The following is a 21,044-nucleotide window of genomic DNA, read 5'->3' as shown; positions in this document are numbered from 1 at the left end:
GGTGGCTCCTGTTGAGTCAGAGTTTCTGGAAGGCTGGGCTGAATTTGCCGTACGTGCTGTAGAGGATCACCGAGACGGTCAGCAGCACGAGGATGATCAGGATGTCGCGAAGCGGCGCGCCAAGCAGACCGCTGAGTAGCAGGTAGCCCGCGCCGACCACCGCCAGCAGTGCCGGCAACGGCCACAAAGGCATGCGGTAAGGGTGCTCGCGGTCGCTGCGCAGCACGCGGCTGAATAATCCGCAGAGTGCAACGGCCAGGTAGACCATCAGCAGCAACAGCACGGTGAAGGAGGTCATCTCCTCCAGGTTGGAGCTGAAGCTCAGCGCGGCAGAAGGTACGGCCAGCAGCAGGGTGGCGAGCCAGGGCGAGTCCCAGCGTGGGTGTATGCGGGTGAACAGGTGGTTCAGCTTCGGCGTCCACAGCTGGTCGCGGCCACTGCTGAAAATCACCCGCCCCGACTGGATGACGATGGCGATGATGGCGTTGAACACCGACAGGAAGATGCCGGCGCTGACCAGCCGCGACAGTGTCGGGTTGCCGTGGGCGTTGAGCAGGTAGCCAATCGGGTCGCCACTGGCGAGCATGTCCTTGAGTGACGGTGCGCCCAGCAGCAGAGCGCATATCGGCACCAGCTCAATCGCCACCACCAGCGCCAGCGACCACACGACCGCGCGATGGATGCTGCGCCCGCGATCTTTCATGTCCTCGGCCAGTACCACGGCTGCGCCAAAGCCGTTGTAAGCGAACAGCGCGGTGCCGATCGAGGCGAATATCAGTGCCCAGGGCGCAGCGGCCAGCAGGCCGTGGTCGACGTGTTGGGGCGTGATCAACACGCTCAGAGGCTGGCTGACGTTGCCCAGCCCCAATGCCACGATCACCAGCACGGCCGCGACTTCGCACAGCAGGAACACGCCGGTGACCCAGGCATTCAGGCGGATGTTGAGAATGCCCAGGGCGTAGCTGCCGGCGACGATGGCCAGCGCTACCGCCTGGGTGTCGAACGCGGTGCCGAGCGCATTGTTCAGGTAAGTGGCGGCGCCGGTGGCCAGCACGGGCGGGATGAACAGCAGCGATACCAGCACGGTGAGAAAGGTGGCGTAGCCAGCCATGCCACCGAACACGCGCTTGGCATAAACGTACTCGCCACCTGCCGAGCTGTGCGCGCGGCCCAGCTCGGCATAGCACCAGGCGAACATCAGTGCCAGCACTGCAGCCAATACGAACGCCAGAAAAGCACCGCTGCCGGCTTGGGCAATGGCGAATGGCGCAATGACGAATACGGAACTTGCCGGGGTGACCGCCGAAACCGTGATGGCGACCACGTCGAGCATACCCAGGCTGGGCTTGAGCGCACTGTCGTGCATGTCGTTATCCTCGAATTGTTATTGGGGGTTGAGGCAGTGACGAAAGAAGGCGCGCACGCTCGATTGGGGCGCTGCATGGGCTGCAATCTAGGCTTGGCCCTGGCGCCGGCCAATTACCCTTTGGGGTTACGCCCCTTGACGCGGGCGCTGTAAAGGCGGGAAATCACCTCAGCGTTCACGGGAGCCGACACGATGCACAGCGTTTTTCATGAAGTCGGCATGCATGCCAACCTGGGCCGGACCATCGAGCAGATTGGCCAGCCGCGTTTCTGGAAACAGTTGATTCTGCTGCTGCATCGCTGGCTGCCGTTCGATAACGCGCTGGCGGCGTTCTACCCCTTGAGCGGCACGCCCCTGGTGCAGGAGGAGCACGACGCCACGCCGCAGGCAGGCGCAGCGGCGATGGCGTTATACCTGAGCGGGTTGTACCAGCTCGACCCGTTTTACCTGGCCTGCCAGGACGCGGTGGGCAGTGGCCTGTATCGCCTGGATGAGGTGGCGCCGGACCAGTTTCACCAGAGCGAGTACTACATCAGCTGGTTCCAGGCCAACGTCCTGAATGACGAAGTGCAGTTCATCCTGCAGCTCCCTGGCCAAGGCGCATTGACCTTGTCGCTGGGCAGGGCGCATGCGTTCGATGCCGAGCAGTACGGCGTGCTGGCGATGCTTTGCCCGTGGGTGCTGGCGCTGATGCAGCAGCATTGGCAGGCCGCCCGCAAACCCGTGCAGGGGCAGGACGAGCCGGTCGCGGTGCAGGTGCGCGATGCGCTCAGCCAGTTCGGTGCCGGGGTGTTGTCCGAGCGTGAGCTGGAGATCGCCAGGTTGATCTTGCGGGGATTTTCGTCAAAGGCCATGGCCGAGCGGCTGGCGATTTCGCCGGAGACGGTCAAGGTGCACCGGCGGCATCTTTACACCAAGCTCGACATCTCGTCGCAGCCGGAATTGTTTTCGCTGTTTCTGCAGTCGTTGGGGCATGATCCGCAGAATCCCTGATGTCAGTGCCGGCCTCATCGCGGATGAATCCGCTCCTACAGACGGCGAGCCCGTAGGAGCGGATTCATCCGCGATGAGGCCGGCACAGGCTAAAACCGATCCAACCGATAAGCCCCCATCCCTGAGCTACCTTCAGCCAACCCCCCCACCCATTCCGCCGTCACCGCCGCCTGGGTCAACCCCAAATGCTGATGCCCGAACGCAAGCAGCACCCGCCCATCGCACACCCGGTCGATCACCGGCAACGAATCCGGCAACGAAGGCCTGAACCCCATCCACGGCGTCGCCCCCTCAGCACTCAAATCATGCTGAAACAACCCCTTGCTCAACCGGTGCAACTGCCACGCCCGCTGCATGCTCGGCGGCGCCTCCAGCCCGGCGAACTCCACCGTGCCGGCCAGGCGCAGGCCCTCGGCCATTGGCGTCATGATGAACTTGCGCTCCAGCGAGGTGACGGCGAACGGCAACCGCTGCTGTTCACCGGGCAGCATCAGGTGATAGCCACGTTCGGTGTCCAGCGGTACCCGTTTACCAGTCAGGGCGGCGGTCAACTGCGCGGAGTGTGCGCCGCAACTGATCAGCACCTGCCGCGCGTTGAACATGCCCTGGTCGCTGCTCAGCTGCACGCCATCCGCATTCAACCGGCCGCCACCGACCTGCGCCTGAACGAAGCGCACGCCACTGGCCCTGGCCGCTTCGAACAGTTTGCAGACCACCTGGTACGGGTCGATGAAATGCCCGGTACGGGGGAAGAACAGGCCGCCCAGTAGTGACGGGCTCAACTGTGGCGCCGCCATGCGCACCGCGTCGGCTGACCAGAATTCCACCGGCACCGTTTGCTGTTGCATACGGGCGCGCAACGCCTCCAGCGCCGGACGCGACTCGGCGCGCTCGAACACCAGCAACGAGCCATCTTCCTTGAACAAATCGCTATGCCCGATGGAGCCGAGCAGGCGCTGCCAGGCGCCGAGGCTGCCTTCGTTCAGCGCACGGATGCCGGCCACGCTGCGCTGGAACGGGGCTGGGCGCAGGTTGAGCAGCAGCCGGGTGAACCAGGGCAGGGCCTTGGGCAGGTATTTCCAGTCCAGGCGCAGCGGGCCCATTGGATCCAGCAGCATGCGCGGCAGGCGCTTGAGGATCGACAGGTCGGCGATCGGGAACACCTGCTCGGTGGCCAGGTGCCCGGCGTTGCCGTAAGAGGCACCGTGGCCCGGAGGCTGGCGGTCGATCAGCAGCACCCGGCGGCCCTGGCGGGCCAGTTGCAGGGCGCAGGCGACACCGACGATGCCGGCGCCGACCACGGCGATATCCGTTTCAGGGGAGGCATCGCGCATGGTTCAGCGTTCCCGTTGGCCGTCGAGCAAGCGCCGCAGTTGCAGCGGGTTGCCCTGCTGCAACGCCTGCGGCAGCAAGGCATCGGGGAAGTCCTGGTAGCACACCGGGCGCAGGAAACGCAGGATCGCCGCAGTGCCCACCGAAGTGCTGCGGGCGTCGGACGTTGCCGGGAACGGCCCGCCGTGGACCATCGCATCGCACACTTCCACCCCGGTCGGCCAGCCGTTGGCCAGAATGCGACCGGCTTTGCGCTCAAGCGTCGGCAGCAGGCGGCGGGCACTGTCGAGATCGGCGTCGTCCAGCTGCAGGGTGGCGGTCAGTTGCCCTTCAAGGTGTTCGGCGACCTGGCGTACTTGCTCGTCGCTGTCACAGGCAACTACCAGAGAAGCGGCACCGAACACTTCGCCCTGCAACGCTGGGTCCGCCAGGAATGCGCTGGCCTGGGTGACGAACAGCTGCGCCTGGCACTGGTTCGGGCCTTGCGGAAGTTGGCCGCTGGCCACGACCTGGGCATTGGCGTTTTCGGCCAGCGCGCCGACGCCGGCTTGATAGGCACTGAAAATGCCTGGGGTGAGCATGGTCTGGGCAGCGGCCTGGCGAACATGCTCGCTGGCGGCAGCCATGAAGCGTTGCAGCGCCGGGCCTTGGCGGGCAATCACCAGGCCGGGGTTGGTGCAGAACTGGCCGGCGCCCTGGGTCAGCGAGGCGACAAAGCCTTGTGCCAACGCTTCGCCACGGGCCTGCAACGCCGCGTCGAACAGGAACACCGGGTTGATCGAGCTCATCTCGGCATACACCGGGATGGGTTCTGGTCGCGCCTGGGCCGCCTGGCACAGGGCAATCCCGCCGCTGCGCGAGCCGGTAAAACCAACCGCCTTGATGCGCGGATCGCTGACCAGCGCAATGCCGACCTCGCGGCCCGCGCCGTACAGCAGCGAGAACACGCCCTCCGGCAGGCCGCACAGTTGCACCGCGTGGGCCACGGCCTGGCCGACCAGCTCACTGGTGCCCGGGTGGGCGCCATGCGCCTTGACCACCACCGGGCAACCGGCCGCCAGGGCCGAGGCGGTGTCGCCACCGGCCACCGAAAAGGCCAAGGGGAAGTTGCTGGCGCCGAACACTGCAACCGGGCCCAGGGCCACCTGGCGTTGGCGCAGGTCGGCGCGTGGCAGTGGCTGGCGTTCCGGCAAGGCATTGTCGACCCGCACATCCAGCCACTCGCCGCTGCGCACTACGCGGGCGAAGGTGCGTAATTGGCCGCAAGTGCGGCCACGCTCGCCCTGGATCCGCGCCCTGGGCAGGCCGCTTTCGGCCACGGCGCGGTCGATCAGGGTATCGCCTAACGCTTCGATCTGGTCGGCGATGGTTTCGAGAAACGCGGCGCGTTGCTCCAGCGCGGTTTCGCGGTAGTCGTCGAACGCGGCCCAGGCCAGTGCGCAGGCCTGGGCCACGTGTTCGGCGGTGCCGCCGGCGTAGGCGGGTTCGAGGACCTGGTTGGTGGCCGGGTTGATGGCGCGGATCGCTTCGCGGCTGCCGGTCACGGCGCGCTGGCCGATCAGCAGGTTGCCTGTCAGGGTCATGGAGCCTCCTTTGTAAAACAAATCCGGGATTCGGTGGTGGGCCCTGTGGGAGCGGGCTTGCCCCGCGAACACGGGCGAAGCCCGTGCCAGACACCGCGTCGCTTGTTTCGCGGGGCAAGCCCGCTCCCACAGGTGCTACAAAGATCAGGCCAGGTTCTGCTCAGCCGACCAGCTTGCATACCAGGTGCGGAACAGCGCGTACTGCTGTTCGGCATAGTTGCGCTGGGCGTCGCTCAGCGCGTCGGTTTCGTTGAAGTGCAGGCTGTACTCAGTGTCACCGTTGAGCACCATCAGGTGCTTGTAGTACAGGACCAGGTCGCAACCTTCATCGAACGACGACAGCACCGCCAGTGCCGATTCCAGTTCACGCGCCAGGCGCCGGGCCTTGGCGTCGCCCTTGGCGGCTTGCTTGCTCAGGCTCACCAGCTGCAGCACTTCACGCGGCAGGGCGTTGCCGATACCGGTGATGGCGCCGGTGGCGTTGCAGTTGGCGAAGCCATGCACCACCTGGGTATCGACGCCGACCATCAGGGTCACGTCGTCGTCCTTGGAGGTGATGTGCTCGGCGGCGTAGCGCAGGTCGGCGCCGCCGCCGAACTCTTTGAAGCCGATCAGGTTCGGGTACTCGCGGCGCAGTTCGAAGAACAGGTCGGCGCGGGTGGCGAAGCCGTAGTACGGGCTGTTGTAGATCACCGCCGGCAGCTTCGGCGCGGCCTGCAGAATGGCTGCGAAGTGGTGCTTCTGGGCGCTCAGCGAGGCGCCGCGCGACAGCACGCGGGGGATGACCATCAGGCCTGCGGCACCGACCTTGGCCGCGTGGGCGGCGTGGGATACCGCCTCACGGGTATTCACCGCACCGGTGCCGACGATGGTCGGGATGCCGGCGGCCACCAGTCGCGCCACGCCTTCCTGGCGCTCGGCCTCGGTCAGCAGCGGCCAGTCGCCCATCGAGCCGCAGTAGACCACCGCGCTCATGCCGGCATCGATCAGTTCGCGGCCCTTGCGCACCAGGGCGTCGAAGTCCGGCTTGCGTTCGGCGGTGCATGGGGTCATCAGGGCGGGCATGGTGCCGGTGAAGATGTTGTGGGTCATTGTTGTCACTCCTGGCGGTATTCAGTTGAGAGCGCGCGGGGTCAGATGCCCCAGGCAAAAGGATCTTGTTCGTCGATCAACAAGGTGCTGTCGGCGGTCATGTAGGCGCGGCCGGTGATGAACGGGCGAATACGCTCGCCTTCACGCTGGTAACGGCCCTGGAACTGGCTGCCGGTGATGCTTGCCTGGACCCAGGTCTGGCCCTCGGCGAGCTTGCCGTCGGCGGCCAGGCACGCCAGCTTGGCGCTGGTGCCGGTGCCGCAGGGCGAGCGGTCGTAGGCCTTGCCGGGGCACATGACGAAGTTGCGACTGTCGGCATGAGGGTCGTCGGCGAACAGCTCGACATGGTCGATGGGGGCGCCGTTTTCACCGGTGATGCCCTGGGCTTCCAGGGTCTTGAGCATTGTCCAGGTGTACTCGGTCAGCGCTTCGCGGTTGTCCAGCTCGATGCGCTGGCCATGCTCGGCAACCAGGAAGAACCAGTTGCCGCCCCAGGCGATGTCGCCGTGCACCACGCCGTGGCCTGGCACCTCGACCGGCACGTGCTGGCGGTAGCGGTAGGACGGCACGTTGCCGACCGTGACCGCGCCATCGTCATGCAGGGTGGCGCTGACCTGGCCAACCGGCGTGTCGATCAGGTGCTCGCCCGGCTCGATAAGGCCCAGGTGCCGCAGCGAGGCGACCAGGCCGATGGTGCCGTGGCCGCACATGTTCAGGTAACCGGCGTTGTTGAAGAAGATCACCCCGCAGGTGGCGCCTGGCGATACCGGCGGGCAGTGCAACGCGCCGACCAGCACGTCGTTGCCACGTGGTTCCAGCAGGCAGGCGCGGCGCCAAGGGTCGTGCAGCTCGCGCAGTTCGTCGCGCTGCTCGGCCATGCTGCGGCCGTGCAGTTGCGGGAAGCCTTCGAGCACCAGGCGGGTCGGTTCGCCGCCGGTATGCGAGTCGATGACGTGAACGTGTTTCATGGTCATGTCCATTCAGTAGTTTCAGGAGGCGACGGCGGCAGGGCGCTGGTCGCTGAAGGTGGCGTCGGCGGCTTCGCTTTCGTCCTCGCCTTCCAGGCGCACCAGGTGAGCCGGCACGCCAGTGGCGGCGCCCCAGTAGTAGATGCCCAGGGCACAGAGGGCGACGACCACGGTGTCGAGCGGGTGGCCGATGACGCCCAGGCCGCCGAAGCTGCCCAGCCAGGAGAGCAGGATGGTCACTGCGTAGAAGCCGATCAGCCAGGCGGATGAGCGCACCTGCTGGCCCAGTGACAGGTGTTCGGTCGGGACGAAGCGGCGGCACAGCAGGTACAGCACGAACATCACGATCTGCAGGGCCAGCAGCCACGACACGGTTTTCCAGCCCGACCAGTAGACGATCAGCGCGGCGATGATGAACGACAGCGGGCCGAGCACAGCCATGCCCTTGACTCGGAATGGGCGCGGCATGTCCGGGGCATTGCGGCGCAGGGCGGCGACGGTGACCGGGGCCACGGCGTAGCTCAGCACCAGCGCCGCCGAGACCACGTTGATCAGCGCTTCCCAGGACGGGAACGGCAGGGTCCAGAACACCGACAGACCAAAGGTCAGCCACAGTGCCGGACGCGGAATGCCGGACTGTTCATCGATGCGGGTGAAGTACTTGAAGAAGGTGCCGGTCTGCGCCCAGCCATAGACCACGCGCGGGGTGGCGTTCATGTAGATGTTGCCGCAGCCGCTGGGCGAGATCACCGCGTCGGCCACCACCAGGTAGGCCAGCCAGCCCACGCCCAAGGCCAGGGCGATGTCGCGGTACGGCAGAGCCAGTTCCTTGGTCACCGCAGCCCAGCCGTTGCTGAGCATTTCGGTCGGCACGCTGCCGAGGAAAGCCAGCTGCAGCAGGGCATAGATGGCGGTGGACAGCAGCACCGAAAGGATCAGCGCGATGGGGATGGTGCGTTGCGGGTTCTTCACTTCGCTGGCCACCGAGATGATCGGCGTCAGGCCCAGGTAGGCGAAGATGATGCCACCGGCCGACACCGCCATTTCCACGCCGGACATGCCGAACGGGGCGAAGCCTTGAACCTCGAAGTTCTCCGGCTTGAAGAAGGTGAACAGCACGCCGATGACCAGCAACGGCACGATGAATTTGAATACGCTGACCAGGTTGTTGGCCTTGGCGAAGGTCTTCACGCTGCGGTAGTTGAGCAGGAAGAACAGCCCCAGCAGGGCGAACTGCACCAGCCAGCCGAGCACCGTCGGGTCACTGGAGCCGGCCTTGGTCAGCCCGGGAAACCACGCGGCGGCATACTGGCGCGAGGCGACCACTTCGATGGCGATCAGGCTGGAGAAGGCGATCAGGGTGATGAAGCCCATCAGGTAGCCGAGCAGCGGCCCGTGCGAGTACACCGGGTAGCGCACCACGCCACCGGCGCGGGGCAACGCGGCGCCGAGCTCGCAGTAGACGATGCCCAGCAGCAGCACGGCAAAACCGCCGAGGAACCAGGAGAGGATGCCGGCCGGCCCGGCGATGGCCGAGACGTGGCTGGCGGCGAACAGCCAGCCGGAGCCGAAGATGGCGCCGAGGCCGATGAAGGTGAGGTCGAGCAATGACAGCTGTTTCTTGAATTTGCCTGACATGGGTGCGCCTTTTTGTAGGTTTTGGATAGGCAGGTCTGATGTCACGTGATGCGGCTTTTCGGGCCGCGCTCTTGTAGGGATTGGGCGGCTTGCGTGGGGCATAGAGTGGACCGATCGGGGCGGCGGTTCTTGATGGTTTTCTGCAGAGGGGATGACGAAATCGGCACAATTACAGAATTCGCTGGCAACTTGCTGGGTTCGATGGATAGGCTGTAGGTCAGAGCATATAAGGGCTTTAGGGGTGTATTGGATTTGCTGGCCTCTTCGCGGGCAAGCCCGCTCCCACAGGTATCCCGCTAGCCTCAGGCACAGCGAGGAACCTGTGGGGCTTGCCCGCGAAGAGGCCGGTCGCCTCGCCATGGAGAATCGAGATGACACAAGAACCCCTGACAACCCTGTACCAGTCCCTCGACCAGCACCGCCCCGCCACGCTGGAAGCGCTGCTGGCCGGGGTATCCCTGTTGCTGCCAATCCTCGACGCCATCCCCAACGCCGCCATCTTCATCAAGGACCCCGACGCCCGCTACGTGCTGGCCAACACCACGCTGGTGCAGCGCTGTGGCCTCAAGCGCCTGCAGCCATTACTGGGCAAAACCAGCGCCGAGGTCTTTCCGGTGCAACTGGGCCCCGGCTACACCGAGCAGGACCGCCGCGTGCTCAAGGAGGGTCTGGTACTGGAAGACCAGCTGGAGTTGCATCTGTACGGCAGCCGCGAACCGGGCTGGTGCCTGACGCACAAACGCCCATTGCGCAATCCGGCGGGGGAGATCATCGGCCTGGTGGGCATTTCGGTCGACCTGCAGTCAGCCGCCGACACACATCCCGCCTACCAGCGCCTGGCCGCTGTGGACGAGCACATTCGCCGGCATTTTCACCAGCCGATCAGCTTGGGCGAACTGACCCGCATCGCTGGCATTTCCGTGGCGCAACTTGAGCGTTACTGCAAGCGGGTGTTCCACCTCACGCCCCGGCAGATGATCCACAAGGCGCGGCTGGAGCACGCTCACCGCCTGCTGCACAGTGAGTTGCCGATCACCGAAGTGGCGATGCAGTGTGGCTACACCGACCACAGCGCCTTTAGCCGGCAGTTCAAGCAACTGACCGGCTTCACGCCCCGGCAGTACCGTCAGGCGACGGCGATTCAGATGGGCTGAAACAGCAACTTCGCCTCGTCGAAACACTGCTCGGCAATCGCTGAACGCGGCTCGCTGCGGCGCAGCAGCAGGCCAACCGGGCTGTGGATGGTGGCGTCGGCGATGGGGATGATGCGCATGTGGTCGCTCAAGTCTTCCAGCCCGCAACCGAGTGGCATGATCGCGCAACACACACCGGTATTGATCGCCTGGACCAGCTGGAAGCTGGAATCGCTTTCCAGCACGGCATTGGGTTCCAGGCTGCGGCTGCGAAAGCTCAGGTCCAGCGACTGCCGGTAGTGCATGCCTTTGCTCAGCAGGCCCAGGGGGATGTCGGCGAGGTCTTCCCAGCGCAGGGTTTCGGCCTCGAACTGGAAGTGCCGGGTATCGTGCAGCAGGCCCATGGTGGTGGTGCCCAGCTCGATCACTTCGAAGAAGTTGGCATTGACCTGGTCGAGGTAGCAGATCCCGAGGTCGAGCTGGTTGCGGCTCAGGCCATCCATGATCTGCTCGGTGCTGTGCGAGCTGAGCTGGAATTGCAGCTCGGGGTACTTTTCGCGCAGCGGCAGCAGCAGTTGCATCGGGTTGAAACTGGCCAGCGGCACGGTGCCCAGGCGCAGGCTGCCGACCACCTGGCCCCGGCAGCTGGCGGCCTCGGCCTGCAGGCCATCGTGGGCGGCGAGCAGGGTGCGGGCCCAGGCCAGGATACGCTCGCCGGCTTCGGTAAAGCCCTCGAAACGCTGGCCACGCTTGACCAGCACCAGGTCCAGTTCGTCCTCCAGGTTGCGCAGGCGCATGGACAGGGTCGGCTGGGTGATATGGCACAGCACAGCAGCCTGGCCGAAATGGCGGGTCTGGTCGAGGGCGATGAGGAACTTGAGCTGCTTGATGTCCATGGGAGTGCCTGGCGTCTGGGTAAGGTGACCTTAACCAAGTCGGCGATAGATGTCATTGATCAGGCGTTACATGCTATCGATCAGTGGGAGCGGCTTCAGCCGCGAAACAGGCGATGCGGTGGGTGGCACCGGCTTCGCCGGTGTTCGCGGCTGAAGCCGCTCCCACACAGGATTTGCCCTCAGCTCAACACATGCTCCACCGGCAGCAATGCCGGGGGCAGCGGCTGCACCCCCAGCGCCGCCAGCACATCCCGCTCGACCGTGCGCACCATTGCGTCGGTCGGCAAGTCGTTTTCATCCCGGCCGAACGGGTCTTCCAATTCGTTTCCGATCGCATCCAGGCCGAAGAAGGTGTAGCCGACGATAGTGGTGAACAGCGGCGCCAACCACCCCAGCGGTTCGGCCAGGGCGAACGGCAACAGCAGGCAGAAGATGTAGATGGTGCGGTGCAGCAGCAGGGTGTAGGGGAACGGTAAGGGCGTGCCCTTGATCCGTTCACAGGTCGCTTGGACTTCCGTGAGCCCCACCAGGCGCTGCTCCAGCAGGCTGTAGCGCCAGTCACTGATCTGTTGCTGTTCGGCCAGACGCGAACACTGCGCGCCCAGCTCATGCAAGATCCCGTCGCAGACATTGTGCGGGCTGATCGCAGCCGGATTGGCCAGCCAAGGGCGGGCCGCCGCCAGATCATCCTCGCAGCGCAGCCGTGCGTTCAGTGCATGGGCAAAACCGCACAGGTTGCGCAGCAGTTCGGCGCGCAACTGCTCATCGGCGATCACCACACTTTCGCGCACGAACGAGCGGGTCTCGATGATCAACTTGCCCCAGGCCTTGCGCCCCTCCCACCAACGGTCGTAGCAGGCGTTGTTGCGAAAGCTCATGAAGATCGACAGCGACAGGCCGAGCAGGGTGAAGGGTGTGGCGCTGACCGGGTAGAAAAACGCCGGATAGTGGCGCTCGACCAGCACGATCAGCGCGGCCAGCAAGGTGACCATCAGGCAGCGCAAGGCGATGCGCTTGACGATCGAACCCTTGAGGGTGAACAGCACGCGCAGCACATCGGGGCGGGAGTGGACGATCATGGAGGTCCAGAGGCGGCCGATCAGCCGCCGGTCATGTTCATGAAACGCAGGATCTGCACGTCGCCACCCACTTCGAAGTGATGGCGGTAGGGCTTGAGGTGCAGCGAAGCGCGGATGGCTTTTTCCAGCCGCTCGGCATCGCCCGGGTGGGCGCGCAGCACCTGCTTGAGGTCCATCGAGTGCTCGTTGCCCAGGCACAGCAGAAGGCGGCCTTCGACGGTCAGGCGCACGCGGTTGCAGGTGGCGCAGAAGTTGTGGCTGTGGGGCGAGATGAAGCCAACGCGGGTGTTGGGCGCTTCGGCCAGGCGCCAGTAGCGGGCCGGGCCTTGCGACGATTCGGTCGATTCGATCAGGGTGAATTGCTCGGCCAGGCGCGCGCGCACTTCGTCACTGGAGCAGAACGACTCGCCGCGCTCATGCTCGCTGATCACACCCAGCGGCATTTCTTCGATGAAGGTGATGTCCAGCTCGCGGTCGATGGCAAAGCGCACCAGGTCGACCAGCTCGTGGTCGTTGCGGCCCTTGAGCACCACGCAGTTGAGTTTGATGCGTTGGAAACCGGCGCGGCGGGCGGCGTCGATGCCGGCGATCACCTGGGCGAGGTCACCGGTGCGGGTCAGCTGCTTGAAGCGCTCGGTGTCGAGGCTGTCGAGGCTGATGTTCAGGCGCGAAAGCCCCGCATCGAACAGCGGCTGGGCCAGGCGGCCGAGTTGCGAGCCGTTGCTGGTCATGCACAGTTCGCGCAGGCCGGGCAGGGCGGCGATGCGCCCGCACAGCTCGACGATGCCCTGGCGCACCAGCGGCTCGCCGCCGGTGAGGCGTATCTTGCGGGTACCCAGGGCGACGAAGCGCTCGGCCACCTGGAACAGTTCTTCAAGGCTGAGAATCTGCTGGCGCGGCAGGAACTGCATGTCTTCGGCCATGCAGTAGACGCAACGGAAGTCGCAGCGGTCCGTGACCGACATCCGCAGGTAGTCGATTTTGCGATTGAAGCCGTCGATCAGGGCCCGGCTGTTCTGTTCCACGTTCGCGCTCGGCAGAGGGAGGAATACAAGGTTCAAGCTATAACCTGCACAGCCCCCCGTCAAATTGCTTTCCCCGACTGTTTGATCAATCTCCTCTATCAAGGCTGAAGGCCATGTATCCAAAGGCCCTGGCAGCGTGATCGAAACGGCTTATCACCCTGTAAGACATTTCGATTGGACGGCTCTATGCCGGCATCCATAGGCTGGAAATAAGCACCGGACGACACGATCCGCTGCATTTTTCGATGCCCGCGTGAGGATTGACCGCATGAGCCAGGACCAACACATCAGGGACTACAAGGGACCTGCCGCCGGCTGGGGCGCGCTGAAAAGCGTGACCAAGAGTTGGCTGGGCAGCGAAAACGCCTTCAAGAACCTGCGGGCCATGCTCAAGACCAACCAGAACGGCGGTTTCGATTGCCCGGGCTGCGCCTGGGGCGAGTCGCCGGAAAGCGACATGGTCAAGTTCTGCGAAAACGGCGCCAAGGCGGTGAACTGGGAAGCCACCGGCCGCTCGGTGGACCCGGCATTCTTCGCCAAGTACAGCGTCAGCGCGCTCAGGGACCAGACCGATTACTGGCTCGAATACCAGGGGCGCCTCACCCACCCGATGCGCTATGACGCTGCCACCGATCACTATGTCGAGACCACCTGGCAAGAGGCGTTCGAGCTGATCGCCAAGCACCTGCGGGCGCTAAAATCGCCCGATCAGGCCGAGTTCTACACCTCGGGCCGGGCCAGCAACGAAGCGGCGTTCCTCTACCAGCTGTTCGTCCGCGCCTATGGCACCAACAACTTCCCCGACTGCTCGAACATGTGCCACGAAGCCAGTGGCGTGGGCATGTCGCAAACCCTCGGGGTGGGCAAGGGCACCGTGGTGTTCCATGACCTGGAGCTGGCCGACGCGATCTTCGTCATTGGTCAGAACCCCGGCACCAACCACCCGCGAATGCTCGAACCGCTGCGCGAAGCGGTCAAGCGTGGCGCTCAGGTGGTGTGTTTCAACCCGCTCAAGGAGCGCGGCCTGGAGCGCTTTCAGCATCCGCAGCATCCACTGGAGATGCTCAGCAACGGCTCCGAGCCCACCACCAACGCCTACTTCCGTCCGGCCTTGGGCGGCGACATGGCGGCCATACGTGGCATGGCCAAGTTCCTGCTGCAGTGGGAGCGCGAGGCCCAGGCCAACGGTGAGCCGGCAGTGTTCGACCATGCCTTCATCGCCGAGCACACCAGCGGCGTCGATGACTACCTGGCGGCAGTGGACGCCACCTCCTGGGAGCATATCGTCGAGCAGTCCGGCCTGACCCTGGCCGAGATCGAATTGGCCGCGCGCATGTACCGCAAGGCCGAACGGGTGATCATGTGCTGGGCGATGGGCGTCACCCAGCACCGCCATTCGGTGCCGACCGTGCAGGAAATCGTCAACCTGCAGCTGCTGCGCGGCAACGTCGGCAAACCCGGCGCCGGCCTGTCGCCGGTGCGCGGCCACAGCAACGTACAGGGCGACCGCACCATGGGCATCGACGAGAAGCCCAAGGCCGCGCTGCTCGATGCCCTGGAAAAACGCTTCCACTTTCGCGTCCCACGCGGCCACGGGCACAACGCGGTGCTGGCGATCCAGGCCATGGAAGAGCAACGCGCCAAAGTGTTCATCGCGCTCGGCGGCAACTTCGCCCAGGCCACCCCGGACACCCCACGCACCCACGCGGCGCTGCGCAATTGCGCGCTGACCGTGCAGATTTCCACCAAGCTCAACCGCTCGCACCTGGTCACCGGCCGCGATGCGCTGATCCTGCCCTGCCTGGGCCGTACCGAAATCGACCTGCAGGCCGGCGGGCCGCAGGGCGTGACCGTGGAAGACACCTTCAGCATGGTGCACATCTCCCACGGCCAGCTGCGCCCACGTTCGCCGCACATGCGTTCGGAGCCGTGGATCATCGCCGGCATGGCCAAGGCCACCCTGGGCAATCAGCCGATCGACTGGGAATACGCCGTGGCCGATTACGGCCGCATACGCAGCATGATCGCCGACGTCATCCCGGGCTTTGCCGACTTCAACCAGCGCCTGGAGCAGCCGGGAGGTTTCCACCTGGGCAACAGCGCAGCCGAGCGCAACTGGCGCACGGCAACTGGCAAGGCGCGTTTCAGTGCCAGCCAGCTGCCCGAGCGACTGGTCAATGCCCAGGTGCTGGCGCGGGGTGACAAGCCGGACCTGATCCTGCAGACGATGCGTTCGCATGACCAGTACAACACCACGTTGTATGGGCTGGATGATCGCTACCGCGGGGTGTTCGGGTTGCGTGAAGTGGTGTTCGTCAGCGAGGCGGACATTCGCCGGCTGGGCTTCGAGCCGGGTGAGCAGGTGGACCTGGTGTCGCTTTGGGAGGACGGTGTGGAGCGGCGGGTGTCGGGGTTCAGGCTGGTGGCGTATGACATCCCGGATGGGCAGGCGGCGGCTTATTATCCGGAGACCAATCCGTTGGTGCCGCTGGAGAGTTATGGCGAGGGGACTTATACGCCAACGTCGAAGTTCGTGGCGATTCGGTTGGAGAAGGCCAAGGTGGGGAACCGGATTGCGGCGGTGCTGGCGGTGGATTGATGGGTTGACTGGACTGGCCCTTCGCGGATGAATCCGCTCCTACGGGGATCGCATTACCCTGTAGGAGCGGATTCATCCGCGATGAGGGCACCACCGATTCAGGTTCTGTGCACCGGAAACGCCGTGGTGTACTTCATCTGCTCCATGGCAAAACTGGAGGTGATGTTGGACAGCCCATCGGTGCTGTTGATCAGCTTCTTGTAGAACCGGTCATAGGCCGCAATATCACCCACCACCACCCGCAGCATGTAGTCCCAGTCCCCGGACATGCGGTAGAACTCCATCACTTCCTCGAATCCCTTCACCGTCGCGGCAAACTGCTCCAGCCAGGCGCTGTCGTGGCGCTGGGTCTTGAGCTGAACGAACACGGTCAGGCCCAGGCCCAGGCGCTCGGGGTCGAGCAGGGCGACGCGGCCGAGGATGTAGCCGTCTTCTTCCAGGCGCTTGACCCGCTTCCAACACGGCGTGGTGGACAGGTTGACGGCTTCGGCCAGGTCCTTCAGCGAGATCGACGCGTCGCGCTGGAGCAGGGTGAGAATGTGCTGGTCGAAGCTGTCCATATCGGTCACGGCTGGCTAAGAAAAATATTCGCCAGATTACCCCAGCGGTAGAAAAAAATCCCGCAGCGCCAGCCCTTGTCGTTTGTGCGATAGTTGCCTACTTAACATCTGCCAATGGGCCCGACCATGTCCGACAAGCCGCGCAACTTCGCCACCCGTACCATCCACGCCGGCGAGCAGTTCAGCGTCGCTGACAACGCGATTTTTCCGCCAATCTACACCGCCAGCTCTTACATCAAGCGCAGCCTCGATGACCACCCCGATTACGCCTACAGCCGCGTCGGCAACCCGACCCGGCATGCCTACGAAAGCTGCGTAGCGGCGCTGGAAGAGGGTGTTGGCGCGGTGGCCTGTGCCTCGGGTGTCAACGCCACGGCCACGGTGCTGGAGCTGCTGCCCAAGGACGCCCATGTGGTGGTGATGAACGGTGTCTACGGTGGCACCTTCCGCATCCTCGAAGACTATCGCGGGCACACCTCGGGCCTGACCACCACCTACGTCGATCTCAACGACATCGAGGCGGTGGCGGCGGCGATCAAGCCCGAGACCCAGCTGATCTGGATCGAGTCGCCGACCAACCCGCTGCTGCACCTGGTCGACATCAAGGCAGTCTGCGACCTGGCGCGGGCGCGCGGCATCCTTACCTGCATCGACAACACCTTCTGCTCGCCCTGGAACCAGCGGCCAATCACCCTGGGTGTGGACCTGGTGATGCACTCGGCCAGCAAATACATCGGCGGCCATTCGGACCTGACGGGCGGTGTGGTAGTGGCGGCCAGCGAGGCGTTGTACAAGCGCCTGCGCAAGATCAGCATGGCGGTGGGTGCGATCCAGGGGCCGTTCGATTGTTATCTGGCCCTGCGCGGCCTGAAGACCCTCGACGTGCGCATGGAGCGCCAATGCGCCAACGCCCTGCAGGTGGCGCGTTTTCTCGAAAGCCACCCGCAGATCGAGCAGGTGTTCTACCCGGGGTTGGAGAGCCACCCGCAACATGAACTGTGCAAGCGCCAGATGCGCGCGGGCGGGGCTGTGGTGGCGATGAAGGTCAAGGGCGGGGACCGCGCGGCACTCAACCGCTTGGTCGAGGCTTTGCGCATTTTTGTTTTGGCCGATTCGCTGGGCGGGGTGGAGAGCATGATCAACCACTCCTGGAGCATGTCGCACAACTCCTTGAGCCCGGAGCAGAAGGGCGTGATGGGGATTAGCGAGAACCTGCTGCGGCTGTCGATCGGGATCGAGGATGGCCAGGACTTGATCGAGGACCTGGACGGGGCTTTGAAGGCTGCGGCTGCTGTGTGAAGGCGGCTGGCCTCATCGCGGCTGAAGCCGCTCCTACAGGTTCTGCACACACACCTGTAGGAGCGGCTTCAGCCGCGATGAGGCCGGTAGATTCAGCAAAAATCCATCAGGATTTCGGCGGATGAATAATTCGCTCGATCTTGTCCTTGATCAGCAGGCGCTCCTTGCGCAGGCGGTTGACGGCCTCGTCGTTGGTGCCATTGCCTTCGGCGGCGACCACCTCCTTGTCCTTGGCGTTGTATTCCTTGTGCAACGCATGCAGCGTCTGGTCCTTGTCTATGAGTGCCTGGAATGCGTCAGCGGTAACGTGCAAGTCAGCGAGCAGATCATGCGGAACTGGCATTTCTTCACCTCTGTCAGGGTTGTCGTTAAGGTCCTGACCTTTGAGGATAGCCGCCTTTGCGCGGGTGGGGGACTGGGGTAGGCTGTCGGTCTTCCCAACGCCTGGAACCTGTGCCATGCCTCACCTGAACCTGGAATACAGCGACAACCTGCGCGAACTCAATGTCGACGTGCTGCTGCTGCGCCTGAACCACGCCCTGTTCGGCAGCGGCCAGTTCGCCGACGAAGCCGACATCAAGAGCCGCGCCCAGGCGTTCAGCCATTACCGAGTGGGTACCGCACCCGGTGACCGGGCGTTTGCCCATGTGCGCCTGGCCATCCTCAGCGGGCGCTCCCACGAGGTGAAGCAGCAGTTGTCGGAAAGCCTGCTTGCGGTTTTGCGTGAAGCCATGCCACCGCAAGCAGGCATGGACCTGCAGCTGTGCGTGGAAGTCCTCGACATTGACCGCGAGCCTTATGCCAAGGCAAGGATCAGCGCGGCCCAGGTGTGATGACAACAGGGGGCGGCAACCCCCCCTGCAAGCGTCTTCAATACGTGCCGCGCAGGGTCAGCATGAAGTTGCGCGGTTCGCCGTAGTAGTTGCCGTAGGTCGAAGTGCCCACAGTCTCCTATTGCAACCACGAGGACTCTCTTTCCAATATCCTGAGAGGCGCGGCGGTCGCCAGGTTTCACCCGCAGCGCCCGCGCCGTATATACTGCGCGCCAATGTTTGTGGGAGAGCCTCGTGGCCATCGAAATACACTGGATCCGTGACGACCAGACCCTGGCCGAACTCTGCCAGAAGTGGCGCAAGCTGCCCTTCGTGGCGCTCGACACCGAATTCATGCGGGTCGACACCTTTTATCCGAAAGCCGGGCTGATCCAGATTGGCGACGGCGAGCGGGCTTTCCTCATCGACCCGTTGCTGATCAATGACTGGCAGCCGCTGGGTGAACTGCTCGATGACGCTGGCGTGGTCAAGGTGCTGCACGCCTGCAGCGAAGACCTCGAGGTGCTGCTGCGCCTGACCGGCAAGCTGCCGCAACCGTTGTTCGATACGCAGCTGGCCGCCGGTTACCTGAACCTGGGCTTCTCAATGGGTTATTCGCGCCTGGTTCAGGAAGTGCTGGGCCTGGAGCTGCCCAAGGGCGAAACCCGCTCCGACTGGCTGCAGCGCCCGCTGTCGGAGACCCAGGTCAGCTACGCCGCCGAGGATGCCGTGCACTTGGCCGAGCTGTTCGCGGCCCTGCGCCCACGGCTGTCCGACGACAAGTACGCCTGGGTGCTGGAAGACGGCGCCGAACTGGTGGCGGCGCTGCGCCGTGAAGTCGACCCGCAGACGCTGTACCGCGACGTCAAGCTGGCCTGGAAGTTGCGCCCTCAGCAACTGGCCGTGCTGCGCGAGTTGTGCGCCTGGCGCGAGCGTGAGGCGCGCAGCCGCGATGTGCCGCGCAACCGCATTCTCAAGGAACACTCGCTGTGGCCCATGGCTAAAAGCCAGCCGGACAACCTGTCGGCGCTGGCCAAAATCGAAGAAATGCACCCGCGCACCATCCGTCAGGATGGCAACACGCTGCTCCAACTGATCAAGCAGGCCGCCAGTCAGCCGCCCGAGCAATGGCCGGCGACCCTGCCCGAGCCGCTGCCGATCGAAGCCGCCGGTATCCTCAAGCGCCTGCGCGCCATCGGTCAGGCCGAAGGTGAGCGCCTTGGCATCGCCCCGGAGCTGATGCTGCGCAAGAAAGCCCTGGAAGCGCTGCTCAAGAGCGGCTACCCCAACGGCCCCTATCAATTGCCCGATTCGTTGCGCGGCTGGCGCCGTGAGCGGATGGGCCAGGCCCTGCTGGATGACCTGGCAGGTGCCGGAGAGACCCCATGAAACATATCTGCTCGATCTACAAGAGCCCACGCAAGAACGAAATGTACCTCTACGTGCTCAAGGCCGAGGGCCTGGAGCGTGTGCCCGAGGCGCTGCTGCCATTCTTCGGCAAGCCTGTGCACGCCTTCGACCTGGTGCTGACCCCCGAGCGCCAGCTGGCCCGCGAGGACATCACCAAGGTGCTGGAGAATTTGGCAAACCAGGGCTACCACCTGCAGATGCCGCCGGCCGAAGATGAGTACATCGAGCACCTGCCCGAAGAGCTGCTGCGCCGTAACGATCCGGTCTGAGCATGCGTGTATTGATCGCTGAGCACGACCATGCTCGCTACGCCGAACTGTTGCGCGAAGCCGCGCCACAGCTGGACGTCTTCACCAGCGGCGACTCCGCCGAACTGGCCTCGCAGGCCCCGCAGTGCCCGGTCTGGCTGGGCCAGCCGGACCTGCTTGCGAGTTTGTTGCGCCAGGGCCACAAGCCGGCCTGGATGCAGTCGACCTGGGCTGGCATCACGCCATTGCTGGCAGAGGGGTTGCCGCGTGATTACCGGTTGACCCGTGCGGTCGGCATCTTCGGCCAGGTGATGGCCGAGTACATGCTCACCTACCTGCTGGGGCATGAGCGCGAGGTGCTGTCGCGCCTGGTCAGCCAGGTCGAGCGCCGTTGGGACGACCGCCCGGGGCGTACGCTCGAAGGGCGCAAGGTGCTGATCGTGGGTACAGGCGATATCGGCCAGCGTGTTGCTGAGTTCCTCGTGCCGTTTGGTGTGACGCTGTACGGCATCGCCAGCACGGCGCGTGAACAGGCGCCGTTCGTCGAAGTGGCCGGGTTGGCGGATTTACCGCGCATGGTCGGGCAAGTCGATTACGTGCTCAATTTACTGCCGGATACGCCGGCGACCCATGACATTTACGATGCCACGCTGTTCAAGTGCTTTCAGCCCAGCGCACTGTTCATCAATGCCGGGCGCGGGGCGGCGGTGGTCGATGCCGACCTGGTCGAGGCACTGAAGGAGGGGCATCTGGCGGGTGCGGTGATCGATGTGTGTCGGCAGGAGCCGCTGCCGCAGCGTCATCCATTCTGGACGGCCTGGGGGTTGTTGCTGACCGGGCACAGTTCGGCGCCTACCTCGCCAACGGCGATGGTGCGGTTGTTTGTCGAGAATGTGCAGGCGTACCAGGCGGGGCAGGGGTTGCGTGGGGAAGTGGATTTCGCCAAGGGTTATTGATTTGTAGCGTTGGTGCTGGCCTCTTCGCGGGCAAGCCCGCTCCCACAGGTCCTAT

General features: G+C 64.6%; 19 protein-coding genes. 8 read left to right on the top strand and 11 right to left on the bottom strand.

Annotation, left to right across the window (positions count from 1 at the left end; all coding sequences use genetic code 11):
• Nucleotides 1-16: 16 nt before the first annotated feature.
• The gene (locus tag ACIPZF_RS04725) at nucleotides 17-1,366 is read right to left on the bottom strand and encodes an APC family permease (protein WP_400795796.1); all 1,350 of its coding nucleotides are present in this window, start codon (nucleotides 1,364-1,366) and stop codon (nucleotides 17-19) included.
• Between the two features lie 192 nt (nucleotides 1,367-1,558).
• Here ACIPZF_RS04725 and ACIPZF_RS04720 point away from each other — a divergent pair, with 192 nt between their 5' ends.
• Nucleotides 1,559-2,359 carry a LuxR C-terminal-related transcriptional regulator gene (locus ACIPZF_RS04720; RefSeq protein WP_400795794.1) on the top strand — a complete coding sequence of 267 codons (801 nt, stop codon included), beginning with the start codon at nucleotides 1,559-1,561 and terminating at the stop codon, nucleotides 2,357-2,359.
• A gap of 89 nt (nucleotides 2,360-2,448) precedes the next feature.
• On the opposite strand, the gene ACIPZF_RS04715 is transcribed toward ACIPZF_RS04720, so the two are convergent.
• The 5 genes from ACIPZF_RS04715 to ACIPZF_RS04695 all read right to left on the bottom strand — a co-directional run bounded on the left by ACIPZF_RS04715 (nucleotide 2,449) and on the right by ACIPZF_RS04695 (nucleotide 8,972).
• Nucleotides 2,449-3,693 (bottom strand): NAD(P)/FAD-dependent oxidoreductase, encoded by a 1,245-nt coding sequence (locus ACIPZF_RS04715; protein ID WP_400795791.1) that lies wholly within the window; start codon nucleotides 3,691-3,693, stop codon nucleotides 2,449-2,451.
• A 3-nt stretch (nucleotides 3,694-3,696) separates the two neighbouring features.
• Nucleotides 3,697-5,274: an aldehyde dehydrogenase (NADP(+)) gene (locus tag ACIPZF_RS04710; protein ID WP_400795788.1), complete on the bottom strand. Its 1,578-nt coding sequence runs from the start codon at nucleotides 5,272-5,274 to the stop codon at nucleotides 3,697-3,699.
• A gap of 144 nt (nucleotides 5,275-5,418) precedes the next feature.
• Complete coding sequence (locus ACIPZF_RS04705; RefSeq protein WP_400795786.1) at nucleotides 5,419-6,366, bottom strand: dihydrodipicolinate synthase family protein; 948 nt, start codon at nucleotides 6,364-6,366, stop codon at nucleotides 5,419-5,421.
• A 41-nt stretch (nucleotides 6,367-6,407) separates the two neighbouring features.
• Nucleotides 6,408-7,334 carry a 4-hydroxyproline epimerase gene (locus ACIPZF_RS04700; protein ID WP_400795783.1) on the bottom strand — a complete coding sequence of 309 codons (927 nt, stop codon included), beginning with the start codon at nucleotides 7,332-7,334 and terminating at the stop codon, nucleotides 6,408-6,410.
• Between the two features lie 21 nt (nucleotides 7,335-7,355).
• Entirely contained in the window at nucleotides 7,356-8,972 is a 1,617-nt protein-coding gene (locus ACIPZF_RS04695; RefSeq protein WP_400795780.1) for an APC family permease, read from the bottom strand.
• A 371-nt stretch (nucleotides 8,973-9,343) separates the two neighbouring features.
• Here ACIPZF_RS04695 and ACIPZF_RS04690 point away from each other — a divergent pair, with 371 nt between their 5' ends.
• Complete coding sequence (locus ACIPZF_RS04690; protein WP_400795778.1) at nucleotides 9,344-10,126, top strand: helix-turn-helix domain-containing protein; 783 nt, start codon at nucleotides 9,344-9,346, stop codon at nucleotides 10,124-10,126.
• Here the strand turns inward: ACIPZF_RS04690 and ACIPZF_RS04685 are convergent.
• The 3 genes from ACIPZF_RS04685 to moaA all read right to left on the bottom strand — a co-directional run bounded on the left by ACIPZF_RS04685 (nucleotide 10,114) and on the right by moaA (nucleotide 13,105).
• The gene (locus ACIPZF_RS04685; protein ID WP_400795775.1) at nucleotides 10,114-11,001 is read right to left on the bottom strand and encodes a LysR family transcriptional regulator; all 888 of its coding nucleotides are present in this window, start codon (nucleotides 10,999-11,001) and stop codon (nucleotides 10,114-10,116) included. The genes ACIPZF_RS04690 and ACIPZF_RS04685 overlap by 13 nt on opposite strands.
• 179 nt (nucleotides 11,002-11,180) lie before the next feature.
• A complete protein-coding gene (locus ACIPZF_RS04680) occupies nucleotides 11,181-12,080 on the bottom strand; it encodes a bestrophin family protein (protein ID WP_400795773.1) in 900 nt (299 codons plus the stop codon).
• A gap of 20 nt (nucleotides 12,081-12,100) precedes the next feature.
• Nucleotides 12,101-13,105: a GTP 3',8-cyclase MoaA gene (gene moaA, locus ACIPZF_RS04675; RefSeq protein ID WP_400795770.1), complete on the bottom strand. Its 1,005-nt coding sequence runs from the start codon at nucleotides 13,103-13,105 to the stop codon at nucleotides 12,101-12,103.
• Nucleotides 13,106-13,373: 268 nt separating this feature from the next.
• Between moaA and ACIPZF_RS04670 the strand changes: the two genes are divergently transcribed.
• A complete protein-coding gene (locus tag ACIPZF_RS04670; protein WP_400795767.1) occupies nucleotides 13,374-15,704 on the top strand; it encodes an FdhF/YdeP family oxidoreductase in 2,331 nt (776 codons plus the stop codon).
• 98 nt (nucleotides 15,705-15,802) lie between these two features.
• On the opposite strand, the gene ACIPZF_RS04665 is transcribed toward ACIPZF_RS04670, so the two are convergent.
• Nucleotides 15,803-16,264 carry an Lrp/AsnC family transcriptional regulator gene (locus tag ACIPZF_RS04665; RefSeq protein WP_400795764.1) on the bottom strand — a complete coding sequence of 154 codons (462 nt, stop codon included), beginning with the start codon at nucleotides 16,262-16,264 and terminating at the stop codon, nucleotides 15,803-15,805.
• A 114-nt stretch (nucleotides 16,265-16,378) separates the two neighbouring features.
• On the opposite strand from ACIPZF_RS04665, the gene ACIPZF_RS04660 reads away from it, so the two are divergent.
• The gene (locus ACIPZF_RS04660) at nucleotides 16,379-17,563 is read left to right on the top strand and encodes a trans-sulfuration enzyme family protein (RefSeq protein WP_400795761.1); all 1,185 of its coding nucleotides are present in this window, start codon (nucleotides 16,379-16,381) and stop codon (nucleotides 17,561-17,563) included.
• A 106-nt stretch (nucleotides 17,564-17,669) separates the two neighbouring features.
• On the opposite strand, the gene ACIPZF_RS04655 is transcribed toward ACIPZF_RS04660, so the two are convergent.
• Complete coding sequence (locus ACIPZF_RS04655; RefSeq protein WP_400795759.1) at nucleotides 17,670-17,906, bottom strand: YdcH family protein; 237 nt, start codon at nucleotides 17,904-17,906, stop codon at nucleotides 17,670-17,672.
• Between the two features lie 115 nt (nucleotides 17,907-18,021).
• On the opposite strand from ACIPZF_RS04655, the gene ACIPZF_RS04650 reads away from it, so the two are divergent.
• The 4 genes from ACIPZF_RS04650 (at nucleotide 18,022) to ACIPZF_RS04635 (ending at nucleotide 20,989) form a co-directional block, all read left to right on the top strand.
• Nucleotides 18,022-18,396, top strand: a complete 375-nt coding sequence (locus ACIPZF_RS04650) for a 5-carboxymethyl-2-hydroxymuconate Delta-isomerase (protein WP_400795756.1) — start codon at nucleotides 18,022-18,024, stop codon at nucleotides 18,394-18,396.
• Between the two features lie 234 nt (nucleotides 18,397-18,630).
• The gene (rnd, locus tag ACIPZF_RS04645; protein WP_400795754.1) at nucleotides 18,631-19,764 is read left to right on the top strand and encodes a ribonuclease D; all 1,134 of its coding nucleotides are present in this window, start codon (nucleotides 18,631-18,633) and stop codon (nucleotides 19,762-19,764) included.
• Nucleotides 19,761-20,054, top strand: a complete 294-nt coding sequence (locus ACIPZF_RS04640; protein ID WP_400795751.1) for a YcgL domain-containing protein — start codon at nucleotides 19,761-19,763, stop codon at nucleotides 20,052-20,054. The genes rnd and ACIPZF_RS04640 overlap by 4 nt, the downstream gene beginning before the upstream one ends.
• A gap of 2 nt (nucleotides 20,055-20,056) precedes the next feature.
• Nucleotides 20,057-20,989, top strand: a complete 933-nt coding sequence (locus tag ACIPZF_RS04635) for a D-2-hydroxyacid dehydrogenase (protein ID WP_400795748.1) — start codon at nucleotides 20,057-20,059, stop codon at nucleotides 20,987-20,989.
• The last annotated feature ends 55 nt before the right edge of the window (nucleotides 20,990-21,044 follow it).

The organism is Pseudomonas sp. NPDC089752, from assembly GCF_044748725.1.
Lineage (GTDB): Bacteria > Pseudomonadota > Gammaproteobacteria > Pseudomonadales > Pseudomonadaceae > Aquipseudomonas.
The sequence above is the reverse complement of the archived record's forward strand: the minus strand, read 5'-3'. Positions and strand labels throughout refer to the sequence as shown.

Bases quoted from the DNA above. Each gene is read 5' to 3' on its own strand.
- ACIPZF_RS04725 (WP_400795796.1), bottom strand. From the start codon at position 1,366: ATGCACGACAGTGCGCTCAAGCCCAGCCTGGGTATGCTCGACGTGGTC.
- ACIPZF_RS04720 (WP_400795794.1), top strand. From the start codon at position 1,559: ATGCACAGCGTTTTTCATGAAGTCGGCATGCATGCCAACCTGGGCCGG.
- ACIPZF_RS04715 (WP_400795791.1), bottom strand. From the start codon at position 3,693: ATGCGCGATGCCTCCCCTGAAACGGATATCGCCGTGGTCGGCGCCGGC.
- ACIPZF_RS04710 (WP_400795788.1), bottom strand. From the start codon at position 5,274: ATGACCCTGACAGGCAACCTGCTGATCGGCCAGCGCGCCGTGACCGGC.
- ACIPZF_RS04705 (WP_400795786.1), bottom strand. From the start codon at position 6,366: ATGACCCACAACATCTTCACCGGCACCATGCCCGCCCTGATGACCCCA.
- ACIPZF_RS04700 (WP_400795783.1), bottom strand. From the start codon at position 7,334: ATGAAACACGTTCACGTCATCGACTCGCATACCGGCGGCGAACCGACC.
- ACIPZF_RS04695 (WP_400795780.1), bottom strand. From the start codon at position 8,972: ATGTCAGGCAAATTCAAGAAACAGCTGTCATTGCTCGACCTCACCTTC.
- ACIPZF_RS04690 (WP_400795778.1), top strand. From the start codon at position 9,344: ATGACACAAGAACCCCTGACAACCCTGTACCAGTCCCTCGACCAGCAC.
- ACIPZF_RS04685 (WP_400795775.1), bottom strand. From the start codon at position 11,001: ATGGACATCAAGCAGCTCAAGTTCCTCATCGCCCTCGACCAGACCCGC.
- ACIPZF_RS04680 (WP_400795773.1), bottom strand. From the start codon at position 12,080: ATGATCGTCCACTCCCGCCCCGATGTGCTGCGCGTGCTGTTCACCCTC.
- ACIPZF_RS04670 (WP_400795767.1), top strand. From the start codon at position 13,374: ATGAGCCAGGACCAACACATCAGGGACTACAAGGGACCTGCCGCCGGC.
- ACIPZF_RS04665 (WP_400795764.1), bottom strand. From the start codon at position 16,264: ATGGACAGCTTCGACCAGCACATTCTCACCCTGCTCCAGCGCGACGCG.
- ACIPZF_RS04660 (WP_400795761.1), top strand. From the start codon at position 16,379: ATGGGCCCGACCATGTCCGACAAGCCGCGCAACTTCGCCACCCGTACC.
- ACIPZF_RS04655 (WP_400795759.1), bottom strand. From the start codon at position 17,906: ATGCCAGTTCCGCATGATCTGCTCGCTGACTTGCACGTTACCGCTGAC.
- ACIPZF_RS04650 (WP_400795756.1), top strand. From the start codon at position 18,022: ATGCCTCACCTGAACCTGGAATACAGCGACAACCTGCGCGAACTCAAT.
- ACIPZF_RS04640 (WP_400795751.1), top strand. From the start codon at position 19,761: ATGAAACATATCTGCTCGATCTACAAGAGCCCACGCAAGAACGAAATG.
- ACIPZF_RS04635 (WP_400795748.1), top strand. From the start codon at position 20,057: ATGCGTGTATTGATCGCTGAGCACGACCATGCTCGCTACGCCGAACTG.